The organism is Pedobacter polysacchareus (genome assembly GCF_019802255.1).
Taxonomy (GTDB): domain Bacteria; phylum Bacteroidota; class Bacteroidia; order Sphingobacteriales; family Sphingobacteriaceae; genus Pedobacter; species Pedobacter polysacchareus.
Genome location: NZ_JAHYSS010000006.1, coordinates 521,480 through 538,724, shown reverse-complemented (window position 1 = coordinate 538,724; position 17,245 = coordinate 521,480). Strand labels below are relative to the sequence as shown.

Annotated in this window: 10 protein-coding genes; 6 read left to right on the top strand and 4 right to left on the bottom strand. The window is 43.5% G+C overall.

Features of this window, described 5'->3' with window-relative positions:
• Positions 1 to 24: 24 nt before the first annotated feature.
• Complete coding sequence (locus tag K7X70_RS19780) at positions 25 to 3,147, top strand: GH92 family glycosyl hydrolase (protein WP_255607439.1); 3,123 nt, start codon at positions 25 to 27, stop codon at positions 3,145 to 3,147.
• Positions 3,148 to 3,272: 125 nt separating this feature from the next.
• Here the strand turns inward: K7X70_RS19780 and K7X70_RS19775 are convergent, their stop codons facing one another.
• From K7X70_RS19775 to K7X70_RS19760, 4 genes are all read right to left on the bottom strand, one after another.
• Positions 3,273 to 3,443, bottom strand: coding sequence for a hypothetical protein (locus K7X70_RS19775; RefSeq protein WP_222538694.1), 171 nt, complete (start codon positions 3,441 to 3,443; stop codon positions 3,273 to 3,275).
• A 50-nt stretch (positions 3,444 to 3,493) separates the two neighbouring features.
• Complete coding sequence (locus K7X70_RS19770; protein ID WP_222538693.1) at positions 3,494 to 3,952, bottom strand: VOC family protein; 459 nt, start codon at positions 3,950 to 3,952, stop codon at positions 3,494 to 3,496.
• A 19-nt stretch (positions 3,953 to 3,971) separates the two neighbouring features.
• Positions 3,972 to 4,385 carry a VOC family protein gene (locus K7X70_RS19765; protein ID WP_222538692.1) on the bottom strand — a complete coding sequence of 138 codons (414 nt, stop codon included), beginning with the start codon at positions 4,383 to 4,385 and terminating at the stop codon, positions 3,972 to 3,974.
• Positions 4,386 to 4,516: 131 nt separating this feature from the next.
• Entirely contained in the window at positions 4,517 to 7,039 is a 2,523-nt protein-coding gene (locus K7X70_RS19760; protein WP_255607438.1) for a beta-L-arabinofuranosidase domain-containing protein, read from the bottom strand.
• A gap of 191 nt (positions 7,040 to 7,230) precedes the next feature.
• On the opposite strand from K7X70_RS19760, the gene K7X70_RS19755 reads away from it, so the two are divergent.
• The 5 genes from K7X70_RS19755 (at position 7,231) to K7X70_RS19735 (ending at position 17,224) form a co-directional block, all read left to right on the top strand.
• Complete coding sequence (locus K7X70_RS19755; RefSeq protein WP_222538691.1) at positions 7,231 to 8,322, top strand: glycoside hydrolase family 76 protein; 1,092 nt, start codon at positions 7,231 to 7,233, stop codon at positions 8,320 to 8,322.
• A 137-nt stretch (positions 8,323 to 8,459) separates the two neighbouring features.
• Positions 8,460 to 10,292 carry a glycoside hydrolase family 2 protein gene (locus K7X70_RS19750; protein ID WP_222538690.1) on the top strand — a complete coding sequence of 611 codons (1,833 nt, stop codon included), beginning with the start codon at positions 8,460 to 8,462 and terminating at the stop codon, positions 10,290 to 10,292.
• 197 nt (positions 10,293 to 10,489) lie between these two features.
• Positions 10,490 to 12,952, top strand: coding sequence for a glutaminase family protein (locus K7X70_RS19745; protein WP_222538689.1), 2,463 nt, complete (start codon positions 10,490 to 10,492; stop codon positions 12,950 to 12,952).
• The gene (locus tag K7X70_RS19740) at positions 12,952 to 14,145 is read left to right on the top strand and encodes an aldose epimerase family protein (RefSeq protein WP_255607436.1); all 1,194 of its coding nucleotides are present in this window, start codon (positions 12,952 to 12,954) and stop codon (positions 14,143 to 14,145) included. Before K7X70_RS19745 ends, K7X70_RS19740 begins: the two co-directional genes overlap by 1 nt.
• 58 nt (positions 14,146 to 14,203) lie before the next feature.
• Positions 14,204 to 17,224, top strand: a complete 3,021-nt coding sequence (locus K7X70_RS19735) for a GH92 family glycosyl hydrolase (RefSeq protein WP_222538688.1) — start codon at positions 14,204 to 14,206, stop codon at positions 17,222 to 17,224.
• Positions 17,225 to 17,245 lie beyond the last annotated feature (21 nt).

Here is a 17,245-nt window from a genome sequence, read left to right as displayed (position 1 = left end):
ATGATAAAGAAAAGCGCAATATTGATGTTTGTTTGCTGTTGGATCACCGCTATGGTTTCCGCACAGCAAAAAACGATCTGGGAAATAGGGAAGTCTGATCATAGCAGTGCTGGTATGGCGCTTGCACCCTCAGGTTATGCTCATTTTTTAGCATCAGATTTTGGATGGGAAGATCGTTTTTACCTGGTTGGTTATTCGGATGCAGCAAAGGATTGGCCCTATGCCATGCCAGGACCTGCAGATGAATGGGGCGGAACAGGAAATACTTCCGGCATCCGCTCGCAGGTTTTGAACATCTTGTTTGGTTTGGGAAATGTCGCTGGAAACAGCAAAGGAACTCTGATTGTTGAGCTATTGGATTATAAAGGCAATTTGCCACCACTGGTTAAGGTAACGGTAAATGGAAAAGCCAGCACAAGCCAGCTGCCGGTAAGACCGTATAAAGAAGGTTCCCTGAAGGGTGATTTAACCAACGCTAAATCCTACAAACTATCGATTCCAGTTGAAAGCCTGAGGAATGGAGGAAACGAAATCCAGCTGACTTCACTTTCTGGTTCCTGGCTGATTTTTGATCAGGTAAAGCTGGAAGGGCCTTCAGGTTTGCAGGTGGTAAAACCCGGCGAGGTTTATATTCGTCAGGTAAAAGCGGCAAACTATCTGGTCGAGAAAAATAAGCAATATTTTCAGCCATTGTTGTTGGATGTAGCTCATTTGCAGGGAAAACCGGTGCTTGTAGTGAAACTTGACAAGAAACAGGTCTTTAGCACGCAGCTGGATACCTCAAGATACGAGTTTGAAGTGCCTATGCCTGCGGTTACTAAGCCCACAAATAGTGAGTATGAAATTCTCGTAAATGGTCGTGTAGTTCAGAAAGGGAAAATCAAGCGTTCTCCTCAAAAAATAGCTAGCCCCGCTGATTATGTAGATACGAAACTAGGCTCGGCACATTCCAGGTGGATGATTGCCCCTGGGCCCTGGATGCCCTTTGGGATGGTGAAATTAAGTCCAGATAACCAGAATTCTGGTTGGATGGGTGGCTATGATCCTACTTTCGAAAGCATTGGTACTTTTAGTCACATTCATGAATGGACGATGGCCGGTCTGGGCATGATGCCTACCAGCGGAGCCTTGCAGATCAAAATGGGCGATCAGCACAATACCTCCGGCGGATACCGATCTGCAATTGATAAAAGCACGGAAGAGACGCCTCTTGGGGTGTATAAAGTGATGCTGAAAGATTATCAGATTCAAGCAGAACTTACGGCAACCACCAGGGCCAGTTTCCAGCGCTACACTTATCCTAAGGGAGAAAATTCCAGGTTAATGATCGACCTAATGATCCCTGCCGAATATAGCTATGAATTGAAAGAGGTGACGCTTAAAAAAGTAAGTGATTACCGCATAGAAGGTTCCAGCAAGCAGTTTACAAAAGACGCCTGGTCTGGCGGTGTAAATCAGGATTATACGGTTCATTTTGTAATGGAATTTGACCGCCCGATTAAAAAATATGGAACCTGGACAAATGGCAGTATTGCCAAAACCGACATTATCGGGATAAAAGATTTAAAAGATGCGGGTGCCTTCGTCGAATTTGATACGAGGGAAAACCAGGCCGTACAGGTAAGAACAGGGATTTCTTTGGTCAGCGTAGAAAATGCAGCGAAGAATTTATCAGAAGAAATCACGAAGCCCTTTGGCTGGAGCTTCGCCAAAGTGGTCGCCGCTCAGAAAGCAACCTGGAACAACTGGTTTAGCCGATTGGAAATCAGTAGCAATGACCGGAGGGAAAAGATGCGCTTTTATAGCAATATGTTCCGGGCTTTAGCCAGCCGGAATACATGGAGTGATGTAGATGGAAGCTGGGTAGATGCCTCAAAGCGCGTGCAGCAGTTAAAAGATCCGGAAGCATTAGCGCTGGGCTGCGATGCCTTCTGGAATACTTTCTGGAACCTGAATCAGTTCTGGAACCTGGCTACCCCAGAATGGTCCTCCAAATGGGTAAAATCGCAATTGGCGATGTATGATGCCAATGGCTGGCTTTCTAAAGGCCCTGCCGGGATGAATTATGTTCCGGTCATGGTGGCTGAACATGAGATTCCTTTAATAGTAGGTGCATACCAAATGGGGATTCGTGATTTTGACGCGCAGAAGGCTTTTAAAGCGGTCTATAAAATGCAGACGACCCCCGCTCAAAAGGTTGGGACTGCTGGTTTTGCAGGTAATGAAGACCTGGAACCTTACCTGAAATATAAATTTGTGCCTTACGACAAAGGTCGTTTTTCCAATACGTTAGAATATGCCTATGACGATTGGACAGTTGGACAATTTGCGAAGGCACTAGGAAAAGATAAAGAATACAAAGAGTTCCAGGACCGTTCCGGATATTGGAAAAATGTGCTCGATCCAACAACAGGATATGCACGTCTGAAGAAATCTGATGGCAGCTGGTTTCCGGGTTTCGATCCATTTAAATCAGGTGCCAACGAGCATTATGTGGAAGGCAACGCTTGGCAGCTGACCTATTTTGTGCCGCAGGATATTCCTGGATTGATCCATAAAATAGGGAAAGAGCGTTTCACAGACCGATTGTCATGGGGATTCGGAGAAAGCCATAAGCTTCGCTTTAATGCGCCAGGGGATCAATATTGGGATTATCCGGTGATCCAGGGCAACCAGCAATCGATGCATTTTGCTTACCTGTTTAATTGGGCAGAAAAGCCATGGTTAACCCAAAAGTGGAGCCGTTCTATTCTGGACCGTTTCTATGGATACGGACCGGCAAATGCTTATCTGGGCGACGAAGATCAGGGGCAAATGAGTGCCTGGTTTATCATGAATGCCATTGGCCTCTTTCAAACAGATGGGGGAGCCAGTGTCAATCCGATCTATGAAATCGGAAGCCCGATCTTCCCGAAAGTCACCATTCACTTGAATGAATTGTATGGCAGAGGGAAAAGCTTTACCATTGAAGCCGCCAATGCCTCCAGAGCTAATAAATATGTGCAATCTGCTACATTAAATGGCAAAGCCCTAAATTCCTTCTGGTTTCCTGCTACAGAATTACTAAAAGGAGGGAAACTGACCTTGGAAATGGGGGAACATCCTAATGAAAACTGGGGGATTCAGCATCCTCCAGCAGCACAATAAAATGAGATAAGGATTTTAAAATAATATCCTGAAGAACATAGGTCAACTTCAAAATTGACTTATGTTCTTTAAGTTTAAATTCCATAGTATTCCTGATCTCATCGGGAATGAAAGATGGCTGTTGCTTAACCTGGCTTTCCGGGTAAGTGTTTCAATTGATTTTTAAGTGTATCATATTCTTTTTCCAAAAATTTAAAGGCTTTAGTCCTTGGAGGATTGCCGTAATGTGCCTCCATTTGAGCGGAATAATTGACTGCTACCTGGTCAAACCTTGTTTTTACCTGCTGGTATTTCACTTCTTCTTGTTTTTGTGCATCATTTTTACCCTGACCGTTATAAAGTTATTCTAATCCTTATTTAGGGCTATTTGTTCTGCCAGACCAATCAAAATACCTTCTGCTCCACGAATATAACACAGTCGGTAGGAGTCTTGATACTGAACGATTTCTCCGACGAGCTGAGCACCAATTTTGATGAGCCTGGCTACCAGCTCATCGATATCTTCAACGGTGAACATGACACGTAAATAACCGAGTGTATTTACAGGGGATATACGATGGTCTGAAACAGGAGCAGGGTGGAGAAATTTGGAAAGCTCCAGACGGCTGTGGCCATCAGGGGTAACCATCATGGCAATCTCTACGTGTTGATCGCCTAAGCCGGTTACACGACCGGCCCATTCTCCTTCAATTATGGCCCGCCCTTCAAGTTTTAAACCAATCTCCGTAAAAAAAAGGATGGCATTATCGAGCGATTCCACAACGATGCCGACATTGTCCATCCTTATTAATTTATTTTCTGCCATAATTTATCCTCCTTTAAAATTATTCCTGGTGTTCAGGTGCGCCGTTAGGATCCATCCATACAAATTCCCAGTGGTGACCATCAAGATCTGCAAAGCTGTGCTGGTACATAAAGCCGTAGTCGGTGGCCGGATTTGGTATGGTGGCACCTGCCGCTACTGCTTTATCTACCATTTCATTAACCGCATCCTTACTGTCAGCTGATATGCAAATTGAACACTCCAAAGACTTGTGAGCATCAATAATTTCTTTTTTAGTGAAAGTCTGAAAGAAAGGACGGGTCAGCAGCATAATGTAAATGGTATCACTGATGATCATGCAGGTTGCTTTCTCGTCGCTGAATTTCGGATTAAAGCTGTAACCAAGTTTGGTAAAAAACGCTATAGATTTGTTGAGGTCGTTAACGGCTAGGTTAACAAAAATTTGAGTTGCCATGAGTTTTTTCTAATTAGTTTATTCAAATTTAAAGGAATACCGAGCACCTTAGGATGTGTAAAAGTGACAAGTTAAGGGGGGAAATGCGACTAGTTAAAATCATATGATGAACAATTCAGGGGGAATGCCTGTCATTTAATTGCTTGTGCTTGTAAATCGGTGATACTAGCCAGTGCATCAAATGCCCTGACGCCAATAGCTCCGGTGCTAAATTCCCCATCGGTCACAGAAAATATAGGCTTTATTCCATTGTTAAAGTATACTTTGATGTCAGCTCCATTCGCTTCTATTCTAATTGGATAGTATTTGCCAATTTCCAGCTGCTGCTGTGCAGATGCCAGCAGGAGCCATTTTTGATGGGAAGACTTACCCAATTGTATCTGTCCAGACTCGGCATTGATGCCTAGATAGTAGCCATTATAAGCATCAGCTCCGATCACATGATCTGTTACTCTAAACATTAGCCCTGCATCACCTGTGGAGCTCAGCTTTACCTTTGCTTCATAACTGAGGTCCTTAAAATTGGTGTTGCTGGCGATGGCTTTAGAACCATGTATGCCATATCCCCAGGATCCTTTGTTAGAGGCGGCATGGATGGCGCCATCTTTAATAAACCAGCTGCCACCATAGAGGAGCCAATCTTTTAGAGTGGCTTTGCTGAAGTTTTCTTTATAGGTTTTTCCTCCAGTTTCTGGTACACCGATCACCGGGAAATTACTGATTCTGATGTTTTCTGATCCGAATGGTGTCAGGGTGATTTCTTCTGTCCGTTCGGAGGAGGCCACCGGGCTTCGCGGAACTTCCAGGGAATGCATCTTGTTATAGGCCATAGTCCAGGAAGGAATTCTCTTTGCTTTGACCCTTAATTTTACCGGCGTACTGGCTTGTATAAAAGGGTTTTCGGGCATGGCAGTACGCTGAACTTTGATGCTTTTTTTAAGATCCTTGCCTGAGCGCACCAATCCATAATTCCAGGGGGAACCGGAAGCGACTTCATAATCGAAAAAGCCATCAACAGGATTTTTTTTGCTGATGCCATATTTGGCATCCATCTGCAGTCCGTAAACGATTGGCCCGCGTTCTACAGTCACGGAATGATTGACCTGATTGCTCAATTTTACTTCCATTGGGAACTTCAGGCTAACCAGGTCATTGCTGTTCCATATCCTGCTGACGGTATAAATCTGACCGGTTTTAACCCCTGGCAAGATTTTGCCATTCACAGTAATTAAGGGGTTTTTGCACCATGCCGGAATGCGGAGCTTTAAAGGAAATTGGGCTGACTTTTCCAGTCTTACTTTTATGTTGATCTCTTCTTCGAAAGGGTAATCGGTCATCACCTGGAGTTTTACCGGAATGCCATCAGCGACGAAAGCATTGACTTCAACTGGTGCATAAGCAATTACAGCCAGACCTTTGTCTGGGGTAGCGGCCCAGCTGTTTTTAACGAAATACGGCCAGCCCATGTGCATGTTGTACCTGCAGCAGCCCATTCCTGAGTAGGGGCTCAATAGCAAAGCGCCATCATAATCTTCATCAAAGCCGGAATTGCCATGCTTGCAAAGCACCTGATTCGGTTGTGTATAGTACAGATGGGATTTGATGTCTCTGCTAAACTGCGCTGGTAAAGTGTTAAAAGCAATCTTTTCCAGTCGGTCTCCAAGTGGAGCATCATGGATGATCCTTGCTGCGGTTTCGAGGCTCTGCATCCATTCTACTACGGTACAGGTTTCGGTTCCCTGAAAGGAGCTTCTTCCGGCAAGGAATTCTGTACCGGAGGCGATGCCGGTGGATTGTCCGTGGTCTCTCATTAAATGATCGATCCCTTTCTGAGTCGCTTCCCTGTAAAATGGGCTGTTGTTCAGTTGTGAATACACGGATGGAAATTTAAGCGCCTGCCCGACACTCACACTATGTTTCGTATGGAAATCATCTCCATAATGGTAAAATTGGTTGTTTGTAAAAATGGCTGCCCATGGATAGGCTTGTGATTTCAGCTTTTCTGCCAATACTAAAAGCGATTTTTCTCCGGTTCTGTTATAGAGCCAAAGGACGATTTCTATGTTGTCGGCAGTTCTGGATTTACTCCATTCATATAAAGGTTTTTGGTCGAGCTGGTCCAGCTGGTATTTAAAATATTTGCTGAAAAAGGGAATGACCCGCTTGTCGCCAGTTGCTTCATAATAACTTTGAATCGCGTACATCATGGGCATCCTTGGCCACCAGTCATTCATTTTAAGGGGGCCAAAAGCACCGTTAGGCTGTTGGTGATCTAATGTCCAGTTGATCCATTTTTCTGATTTTGCTATTAATTCGGGATCTCCAAGGGTGTAAGCCAATGCCACCAGTCCTTTTACATAATAGGGGGCGCGCTCCCAGCTTTCGCCGGTACCACCTAGCCAGTCGGAATCAGCACCCAAATTGCCGCTTTCCGGATAAAGTGCTTCCGCATTTCCTGTGGCACCATCTTTTTGCAGCTGAAGTTGTTTTAGCAGCCAACCTTTGGCTTTGATACTGCCCAATGGCAGTTGTACGTAAGCCGCTGTATTTAGCGGACTTCGGTTAAAAATGTATTGCCCGTTGGATTCATTTTGAGCAAATAGCCATGATGGAGTCATAACCAGCATCAACAGCATGGATTTCCTGAGGTTCATAATTTATAAATGGTTTCTGTGTGTGTAAAAAGCAAGTTTATTATAAAATGCCAGATATCAGTCACTTGTACTTTCAGAATGATTCCTTTTGTTGAAACATTGATCTATTTTGCTGAATAAAGGCTGGTCAAAAGCCCTTAGCTTACGTAAAGCTTTAAACCATTTAACCAGCTCGTCAAAATAAACGATTTATGAGAAGAACATTTACATTTTTTGCCTGCATCGCTTGTACGATAAATTCCGCTGCCTTTGCCCAATCTTCCGTTTCTAAAGAAAAGACAGCTAATTTAAAAGATTATACTTCAACGATTCATAAAAACATCAACCTCCTTTTGAGGGACCAGAAGACCGGTCTGTATTTTGAAACTACGGATTCCATACAAAAAGAAAACCCACACTCCTGGTTATGGCCGCTTTGTGCATTGGTTCAGGCAGCAAATGAAATGGAGGCATTAGATGCAGGGCAGGAATACCTGAAACCTGTAAATAAAGCGATTGATCAATATTATAGTGAGAAATCGCCTGTGGCATACCAGGATTATGTAACGGCCGAACGGTTGAGCTCCCGTTTTTATGACGATAACCAGTGGATCGCTATTGCTTACCTAGATGCGTATAACCGTAGCCGGGAGGCCGGATACCTGAAAAAGGCGATCATGGTCTACGATTATATGATGACAGGAATAGATGAGAAAGCTGGTGGAGGCTTATACTGGAAGGAAGGAGATTTCAGTACCAAAAATACATGTTCCAATGCACCTGCTATATTAGTCGCTTTGCAGTTATATAAGATTACCAAAGAGAAAAAATACATGGAGACTGCTTTAGCAGTGTACCACTGGACCAATAAAACCCTTCGTGCTCCGGAAGGACTATTTTATGACGCGATAAAGCTACCTTCCGGGGAGATCGACCGCAAGTTCTATACCTATAATACGGGGGCAATGCTTCAAGCCAATGCCTTACTGTTTGGTATCACTGCTGAAAAGAAATATTTAACAGAGGCACAGCAGATCTCGAAAGCGGCGAAAAGTTATTTTTTTAAAGACCATCGTTTACCCGGACATTATTGGTTTAATGCGGTCTTGTTGCGTGGGAATATCGAACTTTATAAAATTGACAAGAATCCTGACTGGATCCATATTTTCAGAAATGAGGCGCAGCGGATCTGGACCGAAGAACGGGATGCCGCAAACCTGCTTGGCGGGCGTAAAGAGAAAACTTTAATTGATCAGGCTGCAATGATGGAGATCTATGCCCGACTCAGACAATTAGAAGAGTAATAAGCGGCATAAATGCCTTTAAACCCTTATCCGCTCATTTTTAATTAAATAGAGACGAAATGAGGAAATTATGATACAAAACTGTAGGACGATCTAAAGAGTAAATTCCAATATTTGATTACCAAATATTGAAATTTATGAAGAGACTACTATCCGGCGCACTGCTTTTGGTGCTGAGCTATTCCTCCTTGCCCGCGCAAGAAAAAAATTGGACATTAATTAAAGATAGAATCACAAGCCCTTGGGCGGAAAAGGTGAATCCGAAAGCCCCACTGCCGGATTATCCCCGCCCTCAATTGGTTCGCTTAGAAAACTGGAAAAACCTGAATGGCCTTTGGAGTTATGCGATAACGCCAAAAGATCAGAATGAACCGGTTAAATATCAAGGCAGCATCCTTGTCCCTTTTGCGGTAGAATCAGCATTGTCAGGAGTAGGAAAAACAGTAGGTAAAGACAGTGTATTGTGGTATAAAAATACCATTACCATCCCTGCTGCTATGAAAAATAAAGAAGTGTTATTGCATTTCGGTGCGGTAGACTGGCAGGCTGAGGTTTTTGTGAACGGCAAAAGCGCAGGAAAGCATGAAGGTGGTTTCGACCCATTTACTTTTAACATCAGCAGTCTGCTTAAAAAAAGCGGCACACAGGAGATCAAAGTACGTGTTTGGGACCCTACAGATGAAGGGCCGCAGCCAAGAGGGAAGCAGGTGAGGAAGCCAGAAGGAATCTGGTATACCCCGGTTACCGGTATCTGGCAGACCGTTTGGCTGGAAAGCGTTCCAAAAACACATCTGATTTCTACAAAACATACGCCGGATATTGATGCAAAAACACTTTCTGTAAATGTAACTGTTGCAGCTGCCCAAGCGGGTGATCAGGTCAGAATCACCGCATTTGATGGTAAAAATGAAGTAGCTAAAAAAGAAGCCTACATTAAGGAAGAGGTGGTTTTAGCCATTGAAAACCCAAAATTATGGTCTACAACAAGCCCTTTCTTATATGATTTAAAAATTGAATTGCTCCGTAAAGGAAAAGTGATTGATCAGGCAGGCAGTTATTTCGCCATGCGTAAATCATCCATGGCGAAGGATCAGCATGGCATTGAAAGAATGCTGATCAATAATGAATTTGTATTCCAATATGGTCCGTTAGATCAGGGTTGGTGGCCAGATGGTTTATATACTGCGCCTACAGAAGAAGCTTTGATTTTCGACATCATAAAAACCAAAGAAATGGGCTTTAACATGATTCGCAAGCACATTAAAGTAGAACCGGCAAGGTGGTATTACGAATGCGATAAGCTGGGCATGCTGGTATGGCAAGATATGCCGAGTGGCGATCTGGGGAACCACTGGGAGCCGAATCTAGGCACAATGGGAGGAACCGATAAAAACCGGACTCCGGAATCAGAAGCCATGTACCGCAAAGAATGGAGTAAAATCATGGACGACCTTCATAATTTTCCTTCAATTATAGTGTGGACACCATTCAATGAAGCATGGGGGCAATTTAAAACGAAGGAAATTGCAGAATGGACCAAGAAAAAAGATCCTTCCAGATTGGTGAATAGTGCTAGCGGCGGCAATCACGTCATCACTGGTGATATCGTCGATTTACACCATTATCCAGAACCAAAAATGCCAAGACCGGATCTTTTTGGGACTACACATGCGATTGTTCTTGGAGAATTTGGCGGGTTAGGCTTGCCAGTCGCAGGACATACCTGGAAGGATAAAGACAACTGGGGATACCAGTCATTTAAAACTGCAGATGAACTTTTCGAAAAGTATAATTCCTTTATCCGAAGCCTGGAAGGTTTAATCAAAAAAGGTTTGTCGGCTGCGGTATATACACAGACTACCGATGTGGAGCAGGAAACAAATGGGTTGATGACCTACGACAGGATCTTAAAACTCCCTGAAGCAAAAATCAAAGGGGCAAATGACAGGTTGTATTTGGTAAAGCCTTAATTTTTAACCAAAGCCAAAACGTAGGAAACAGAGGTTAGAACGTAGAAATACTACGTAAAGGGCTGAAATATGAACACAGGATTGCCGATCAAGATAGCTTGTATTTATATCTCAATGTATCTAAATGTCTAGATACATTGAGATATAGAATACGAAAAATATAAAACACACAAACACAGAAACACACCACAAAATATATGAAACGAATATTGATGACTTTAGGTTTATCGGCTATGCTGTGGAATGCTTCCGCTCAGGAACGCATTGCGCCGTCATATCCTTTAATTACACACGATCCTTATTTTAGCGTCTGGTCTGCCACGGATCAGGTCAATTCCTCTGTTACCAAACATTGGACAGGTACAGAACAATCCTTAACAGGCATTATTAAGGTTGACGGCGTTCCTTACAGTTTTTTGGGTGCAGCGTCTAAACCTTATACCAATGTGCTGGCTACCTCTGATGATGCAGATTATCAGTTCAGCTATACGGAATCTGCACCGGCAGCAAATTGGAAAAGTATTGATTTTAATGCTTCCGGTTGGAAAACTGCCGGAGCACCATTTGGTGATTTGAGGAACGGTGCAAAGACCGCATGGACCACCAAAGAATTATGGGTAAGGAGAACTTTTGAACTCAAAGATCCTGCCTTAAAAGAACTGACTTTAAAACTGAACCACGATGATAACGTGGAAGTTTTCCTGAATGGTGATTTGATTTATAGCTTTATTGGATGGACCAGCAACCGCTTTTCTTATATCCCTTTAAAAGACGCGGTATTGAAAAACCTTAAAAAAGGTAAAAATGTACTGGCTGTTCATATTAAGAATACCATTGGTGACGCATGGCTGGATGCCGGATTGATTTCCTCTGCTCCAGCGGTAAAACCACTTGCCCAGGCGAGTCAAAAAAAGGTAGACATCACTGCTACGCAAACGCGTTATGAGTTCAAAGCAGGAGGGGTAGACCTGTTATTAACCTTCACTTCTCCTTTACTGATGGACGATTTGAACCTGATTTCAAGACCAATCTCTTACCTGACTTATCGCGTAAAATCCAATGATCAGAAACCGCATCAGGTAGCCATACTTTTCAATGCTTCCACCAATCTTGCCGTGAATACTGGCGGACAAAAGGTAAAAGTATCCAAAGCAAATGCAAAAGGCCTTTCTGTACTGAAAGCAGGAACTGTGGATCAGAAGATCATGAGCAGAGCTGGTGATGACCTTAGAATAGATTGGGGTTATTTATATGTAGCTACGCCGGCTGGAGCTTCGAGCGTTCAATATGTGCTGCCTTTAAAAGATGCGGTTGATGCCTTTGTGAAACCTGATCAAGCGGCTAAATCAACTTCTGCTATCGGCACCAAATTATCATTGAGTACTGAGCTTTCTTTCGGACAGGTAGGAAGTACCCCAAAAGACCAATATGTGATGCTTGGTTATGACGACCTGGAATCGGTCCAGTTTTTTGGGAAAAACCTGAAAGCCTACTGGAATACCGATGGAGATAAGACTTTCGAAAATGAATTGGTCATTGCTGCCGACAGTTACAAACAACTCCTGAAAAGATGTGATGAATTTGATGCTTCGATGTATAAAAGTGTATTGGATGCCGGAGGCGAAAAATATGCGAAACTTTGTGTATTGGCTTATAGACAGGCGATTTCTGCTCATAAATTAGTGAAAAGCCCGGATGGGAAATTGCTTTTTCTTTCGAAAGAGAACTTTAGTAACGGCTCTATCAATACGGTAGATATCACGTATCCTTCTGCACCATTATTCCTAGTTTATAATCCAGAATTGCTGAAAGGCATGATGAATGGTATCTTTTATTATAGTGAAAGTGGCCGATGGAAAAAGCCTTATGCAGCGCATGATATCGGTACTTATCCATTAGGAAACGGACAAACTTACGGCGAAGATATGCCGGTAGAAGAGTCTGGAAACATGATCATTTTAACTGCTGCCCTTGCCAAAGTGGAAGGCAATGCGGAGTACGCAAAAAGACACTGGGAAACGCTGAGCATCTGGGCAGATTACCTGAGTAAAGAAGGATTTGATCCAGCCAACCAGCTTTGTACGGATGATTTTGCGGGTCACCTGGCGCGTAATGCCAATTTATCGGTTAAAGCGATCGTTGCCCTGGGCAGTTATGGTATGCTTGCGGAACAATTAGGAAAAACGGAGATCGCAGCGAAGTATAAAAATATGGCCAAAGAAATGGCGCAAAAATGGATGCAGATGGCTGATGCCGGAGACCATTATGCCTTGACTTTCGACAACAAAGACAGCTGGAGCCAAAAATACAACCTGGTATGGGATAAAGTGCTGAAGCTGGATATTTTTCCTAAGGCTGTTTATGACAAAGAAATCAAGTTTTACCTGAAACAGCAAAAAGCTTACGGCTTGCCTTTGGATAGTCGCAGGACCTATACCAAATCCGACTGGATCATCTGGACGGCAACATTGACGGACAACAAAGCAGACTTCGATCAGCTGGTCAATCCGATATACAAGTTTGCAGTAGAAACTACAGACAGGGTGCCTATGAGCGACTGGCATGAGACTACCGACGGAAAACAAGTTGGCTTCCAGGCACGTAGTGTAGTGGGTGGATATTCTATGAAATTATTGGACGATAAGTTAAATAAAAGGTAATGAAAGCATATTTAAATAAAACTATTCCAGCTTTAGCGGTAGGCACGATGCTCTTCGCAGCGGCCTGTACATCGACTTCGGAAAAGTCTGCAGGAAATCAAGGTGTTTCAGATAGCACAAGTCAAGGCCTTTCAGCTACGACGAGTATCGCAGCAGAAAACTTTGAAAAAGAAATTGACGGTAAACCGGTTCGCCTGTACAGTCTTAAAAATAAGTTTGGTTCAAAAGCGCTGGTCACCAATTTTGGTGGCCGGCTGGTTGGACTATTTGTTCCGGATAAAGAAGGGAAATTGGTAGATGTAGTGGCTGGATTTGACAGTATTGATGGCTACCAGAATTCTACAGAACCTTATTTTGGCGCTACCATCGGTCGCTATGGCAACCGGATTGCGAAAGGACAGTTTAACCTGGATGGGAAAGCCTACCAGATTTTTACCAATAACGGGCCGAATACCTTACATGGCGGAAAAAAAGGCTATCAGGATGTAGTTTGGGAAGCCAGACAGCCGGACCCACAAACTTTAGAACTTCAGTACTTATCAAAAGATATGGAAGAAGGCTTCCCTGGAAACCTGAAGGTGACCGTAACTTATACTTTAACTGACGACAATGCCCTTAAAATCAATTACCAAGCGACAACCGATAAAAACACGATTGTCAATTTAACCAACCACGCTTTTTTCAATTTGAATGGCTCAGCGAGCGGAAGTATATTGAATCATTTGCTGGAAATCAATGCAGACAAATATACCCCGGTTGATGCCACGTTAATTCCATCTGGAAAAATGGAGGGTGTAAAAGCTACGCCCTTTGATTTCACAAAACCTAAAACTATAGGGAAGGATATTGAGGTTAAAAACCTTCAATTGGAGAATGGAAAAGGATATGACCATAATTTTGTGTTGAATCCACATGGCGCGAATGATGCTGTCGCTGTAGTGACCGGTGATAAAACCGGGATTATGATGCGCGTATATACCGATCAGCCGGGCCTGCAGTTTTACAGCGGGAATTTTATGCAAAGTAAAAATGCCATGAAAGGCAATCATAAAGATGATTTCAGAACGGCATTTGCTTTGGAAACGCAGCATTTTCCAGATAGCCCAAATCAGCCGTCCTTTCCGACAACGGTATTGAAACCAGGCGAAACTTATCAGAGCCAGTCCATTTATCAATTCTCGGTAGCTAAATAACATTCCGTACCCAATTAACTTTCCTTTTCCAATCAAATTGAAAAGATTCCCCATTAATATGATTCGTCAAATTTTAACATTTATTACGGTAGGACTTACGCTGGTATCTGCTCAGGCACAGCAGAGTAAGGCCCCGGCATATCCTTTAATTACCCACGATCCTTATTTCAGTATCTGGTCTACTACCGATCAGCTGACCCAATCCGCAACTTCACACTGGACAGGTGCGGAACAAGCATTGAGCGGGCTGATTCAGGTGGATGGAAAGTCCTATAATTTCATGGGGCATGCGGAAAGGACTTATAAAACCATATTGGCCGCTGCAGATGAAAAGCCTTATACCCTCCGTTATACGGAAACTGCGCCAAAATCGAATTGGAATGACCTTAACTTTGACGCTTCCAGCTGGAAATCAGGTGCGGCGCCTTTTGGCGACCGTCCTCATGAGGCAGGAACGGAATGGAAAAGCAAACACCTTTGGGTAGTCAGGGATTTTCAGCTTGGTGCCGAGATTCCAAAAGTATTATACCTGAAAATCAACCATGATGACAATGTGGAAGTGTATTTAAACGGGCAGGAGGTCTTTAAAAAAGCAGGTTTCACGGAAGGTAAGTATGTATATGTCCCTATAAAAGGAGTTGCACTGAAAAGCCTGAAAAAAGGAAACAATGTTTTGGCAGTGCACATTGAAAATACAGCTGGTGGACAATGGCTGGATGTTGGGCTCTCCACAGATGATCCTGCAAATAACCCTAAAATTGCCTTGGCCACACAGACCAGCAGAATGGTAAAAGCTACCCAGACTACTTATTCATTTAAAGCCGGCGGTGTGGATTTAGAGCTTGCTTTTACTTCTCCATTGTTGATGGATAATCTGGACTTGATCTCCAGACCTGTTTCTTACCTGACTTACCGCGTTAAATCCAATGATAAAAAGAAGCATCAGGTGAAAATTCTTTTTGCTGCTTCCTCGGATCTGGCAGTACACACACCTGCTCAGGAAATTGAAGCCCAATTGTTAAAGGTTCCTGGAGATAAGATCAGGGGATTTCAACAGGCACATCAATGCAGTTCCTGGTCCAGGGATTATGCGGTGTTTTCTTTGATGCCTATGACAGACCGTTTGGTGCTGGATGAAAATGATCGGGAAGCGAAGTTCAGCCACAATGATGAGGTGGCGAAGCCCAATTATTATAAAGTGAAGTTCGAAAACCAGATTACTACTGAGATTTCGCCTGCTGAGCGTGGTGCTCATCTGCGGTTCAGCTATCCCTCAGGGAAGAAAAGCTTCCTGGTTTTAGATGGGTATACGGGCATCAGCGGGGTTAAAATCTATCCGGAGGAACACAAGATCACTGGTTTTATAAACAATGGAGAGGGTTTTAAGGAAGGTTTCAAAAGTTTTTTTGTGCTCTATTTTGACCAGCCTTTTAAAGCTTATGGCACCTGGGAAAATAAAAAGAACACCATCAATGCTGGAGAGAAAATCGCTGAAGGTTCAGGTAAAGGGGCTTATGTTCAGTTCAAAGATGGGCTAAAAGTACAGGTAAAAACGGCTTCTTCTTACATCAGTATGGAGCAGGCAGAATTGAACCTGAGCAGAGAGCTGGGCGCGGATAAAAACCTGGAAGTAACCAAGGCCAAGGCTGCGGAGGTCTGGAACAAATCATTGTCGAAAGTAGTGGTGGAGGGTGGAACAGAAGCCGATAAAGCAACTTTCTATTCTTGTTTCTTTAGAGCGAGTATTTTCTCCAGGAAGTTTTATGAAATCGATGCCAATGGAAACCCTTATTATTTTAGTCCGTATGATGGGAAAGTACATCCCGGTTATATGTTCACTGATACTGGTTTCTGGGATACTTTTCGCGCTCAATTTCCTTTAAATACTTTAATGCATCCGGAAATGCATGGCCGTTATATGCAGGCCTTAATTGACGCCTACAAGCAATGCGGCTGGCTTCCTTCCTGGTCTTTTCCAAGTGAGGCAGGCAGTATGATCGGTAACCACGCGATTTCGCTGCTGGCAGATGCCTGGGCAAAAGGGATCAGAACATTTGATCCTAAAGAAGCCCTGGCGGCTTACCTGCATGAATCGACAAATAAAGGGCCATGGGGGCCTGCAAATGGCAGGGATGGCTGGAAAGAATACTTCGAACTGGGTTATGTGCCTTATCCTAAATACAGGGAGGCCACAGCAAAAACATTGGAATATGCTTATGATGATTATTGTGGTTGGACTTTGGCAAAAATGACCGGTAACGATTTCTACGCCGGTATTTTTGAAAGACAGATGTACAACTATAAAAATGTGTATGACCCTTCCACTAAATTCATGAGAGGGAGAGATGCGAATGGTCAATGGACGCCGAAATTTGATCCTTTTGAATGGGGAGGACCTTACACGGAAGGGAATGCCTGGCATTATCAGTGGTCTGTCTTCCAGGATGTGAAGGGTTTGATTGATTTAATGGAAGGTGAGCAGAATTTCAGGGCGAAACTGGACTCGGTATTTTCTGAACCAAATACGGTGAATGTGGGTACTTATGTTGGAATGATCCATGAGATGACGGAAATGGTGATGGCAAATATGGGGCAGTATGCACACGGCAATCAGCCGATTCAGCACATGGTATACCTTTATAATTATGCGGGACAGCCCTGGAAATCGCAGTTTCATGCGAGGAATGTGATGTCTAAACTTTATGATGCGACGGAAAACGGCTATCCTGGAGATGAAGATCAAGGGCAGACTTCTTCCTGGTATGTGTTGAGTGCTTTAGGGATTTACAGCGTGACGCCTGGTACGGATCAGTATGTGATGGGCAGTCCGATGTTTAAGAAAACGACGATTAACCTGGAAAATGGAAAGCAGTTTGTGATTGAGGCTCCGGAAAATAGCGCTAAAAATGTCTATATCAAATCTGCCACGTTGAACGGGAAGCCGTATACAGCTAATTATATCCGACATAGTGACCTCCTGAATGGTGGGGTGTTAAAGCTGGAAATGTCAGATCAGCCATCGCTGACCAGAGGTCTTGCAGCAGCTGATCGACCATTTTCTTTAAGTGCAGGGAAATAAAAGAATCAGCTATTAACATAG

Bases quoted from the DNA above. Each gene is read 5' to 3' on its own strand.
- K7X70_RS19755 (WP_222538691.1), top strand. From the start codon at position 7,231: ATGAGAAGAACATTTACATTTTTTGCCTGCATCGCTTGTACGATAAAT.
- K7X70_RS19770 (WP_222538693.1), bottom strand. From the start codon at position 3,952: ATGGCAGAAAATAAATTAATAAGGATGGACAATGTCGGCATCGTTGTG.
- K7X70_RS19735 (WP_222538688.1), top strand. From the start codon at position 14,204: ATGATTCGTCAAATTTTAACATTTATTACGGTAGGACTTACGCTGGTA.
- K7X70_RS19760 (WP_255607438.1), bottom strand. From the start codon at position 7,039: ATGAACCTCAGGAAATCCATGCTGTTGATGCTGGTTATGACTCCATCA.
- K7X70_RS19780 (WP_255607439.1), top strand. From the start codon at position 25: ATGTTTGTTTGCTGTTGGATCACCGCTATGGTTTCCGCACAGCAAAAA.
- K7X70_RS19745 (WP_222538689.1), top strand. From the start codon at position 10,490: ATGAAACGAATATTGATGACTTTAGGTTTATCGGCTATGCTGTGGAAT.
- K7X70_RS19750 (WP_222538690.1), top strand. From the start codon at position 8,460: ATGAAGAGACTACTATCCGGCGCACTGCTTTTGGTGCTGAGCTATTCC.
- K7X70_RS19740 (WP_255607436.1), top strand. From the start codon at position 12,952: ATGAAAGCATATTTAAATAAAACTATTCCAGCTTTAGCGGTAGGCACG.
- K7X70_RS19765 (WP_222538692.1), bottom strand. From the start codon at position 4,385: ATGGCAACTCAAATTTTTGTTAACCTAGCCGTTAACGACCTCAACAAA.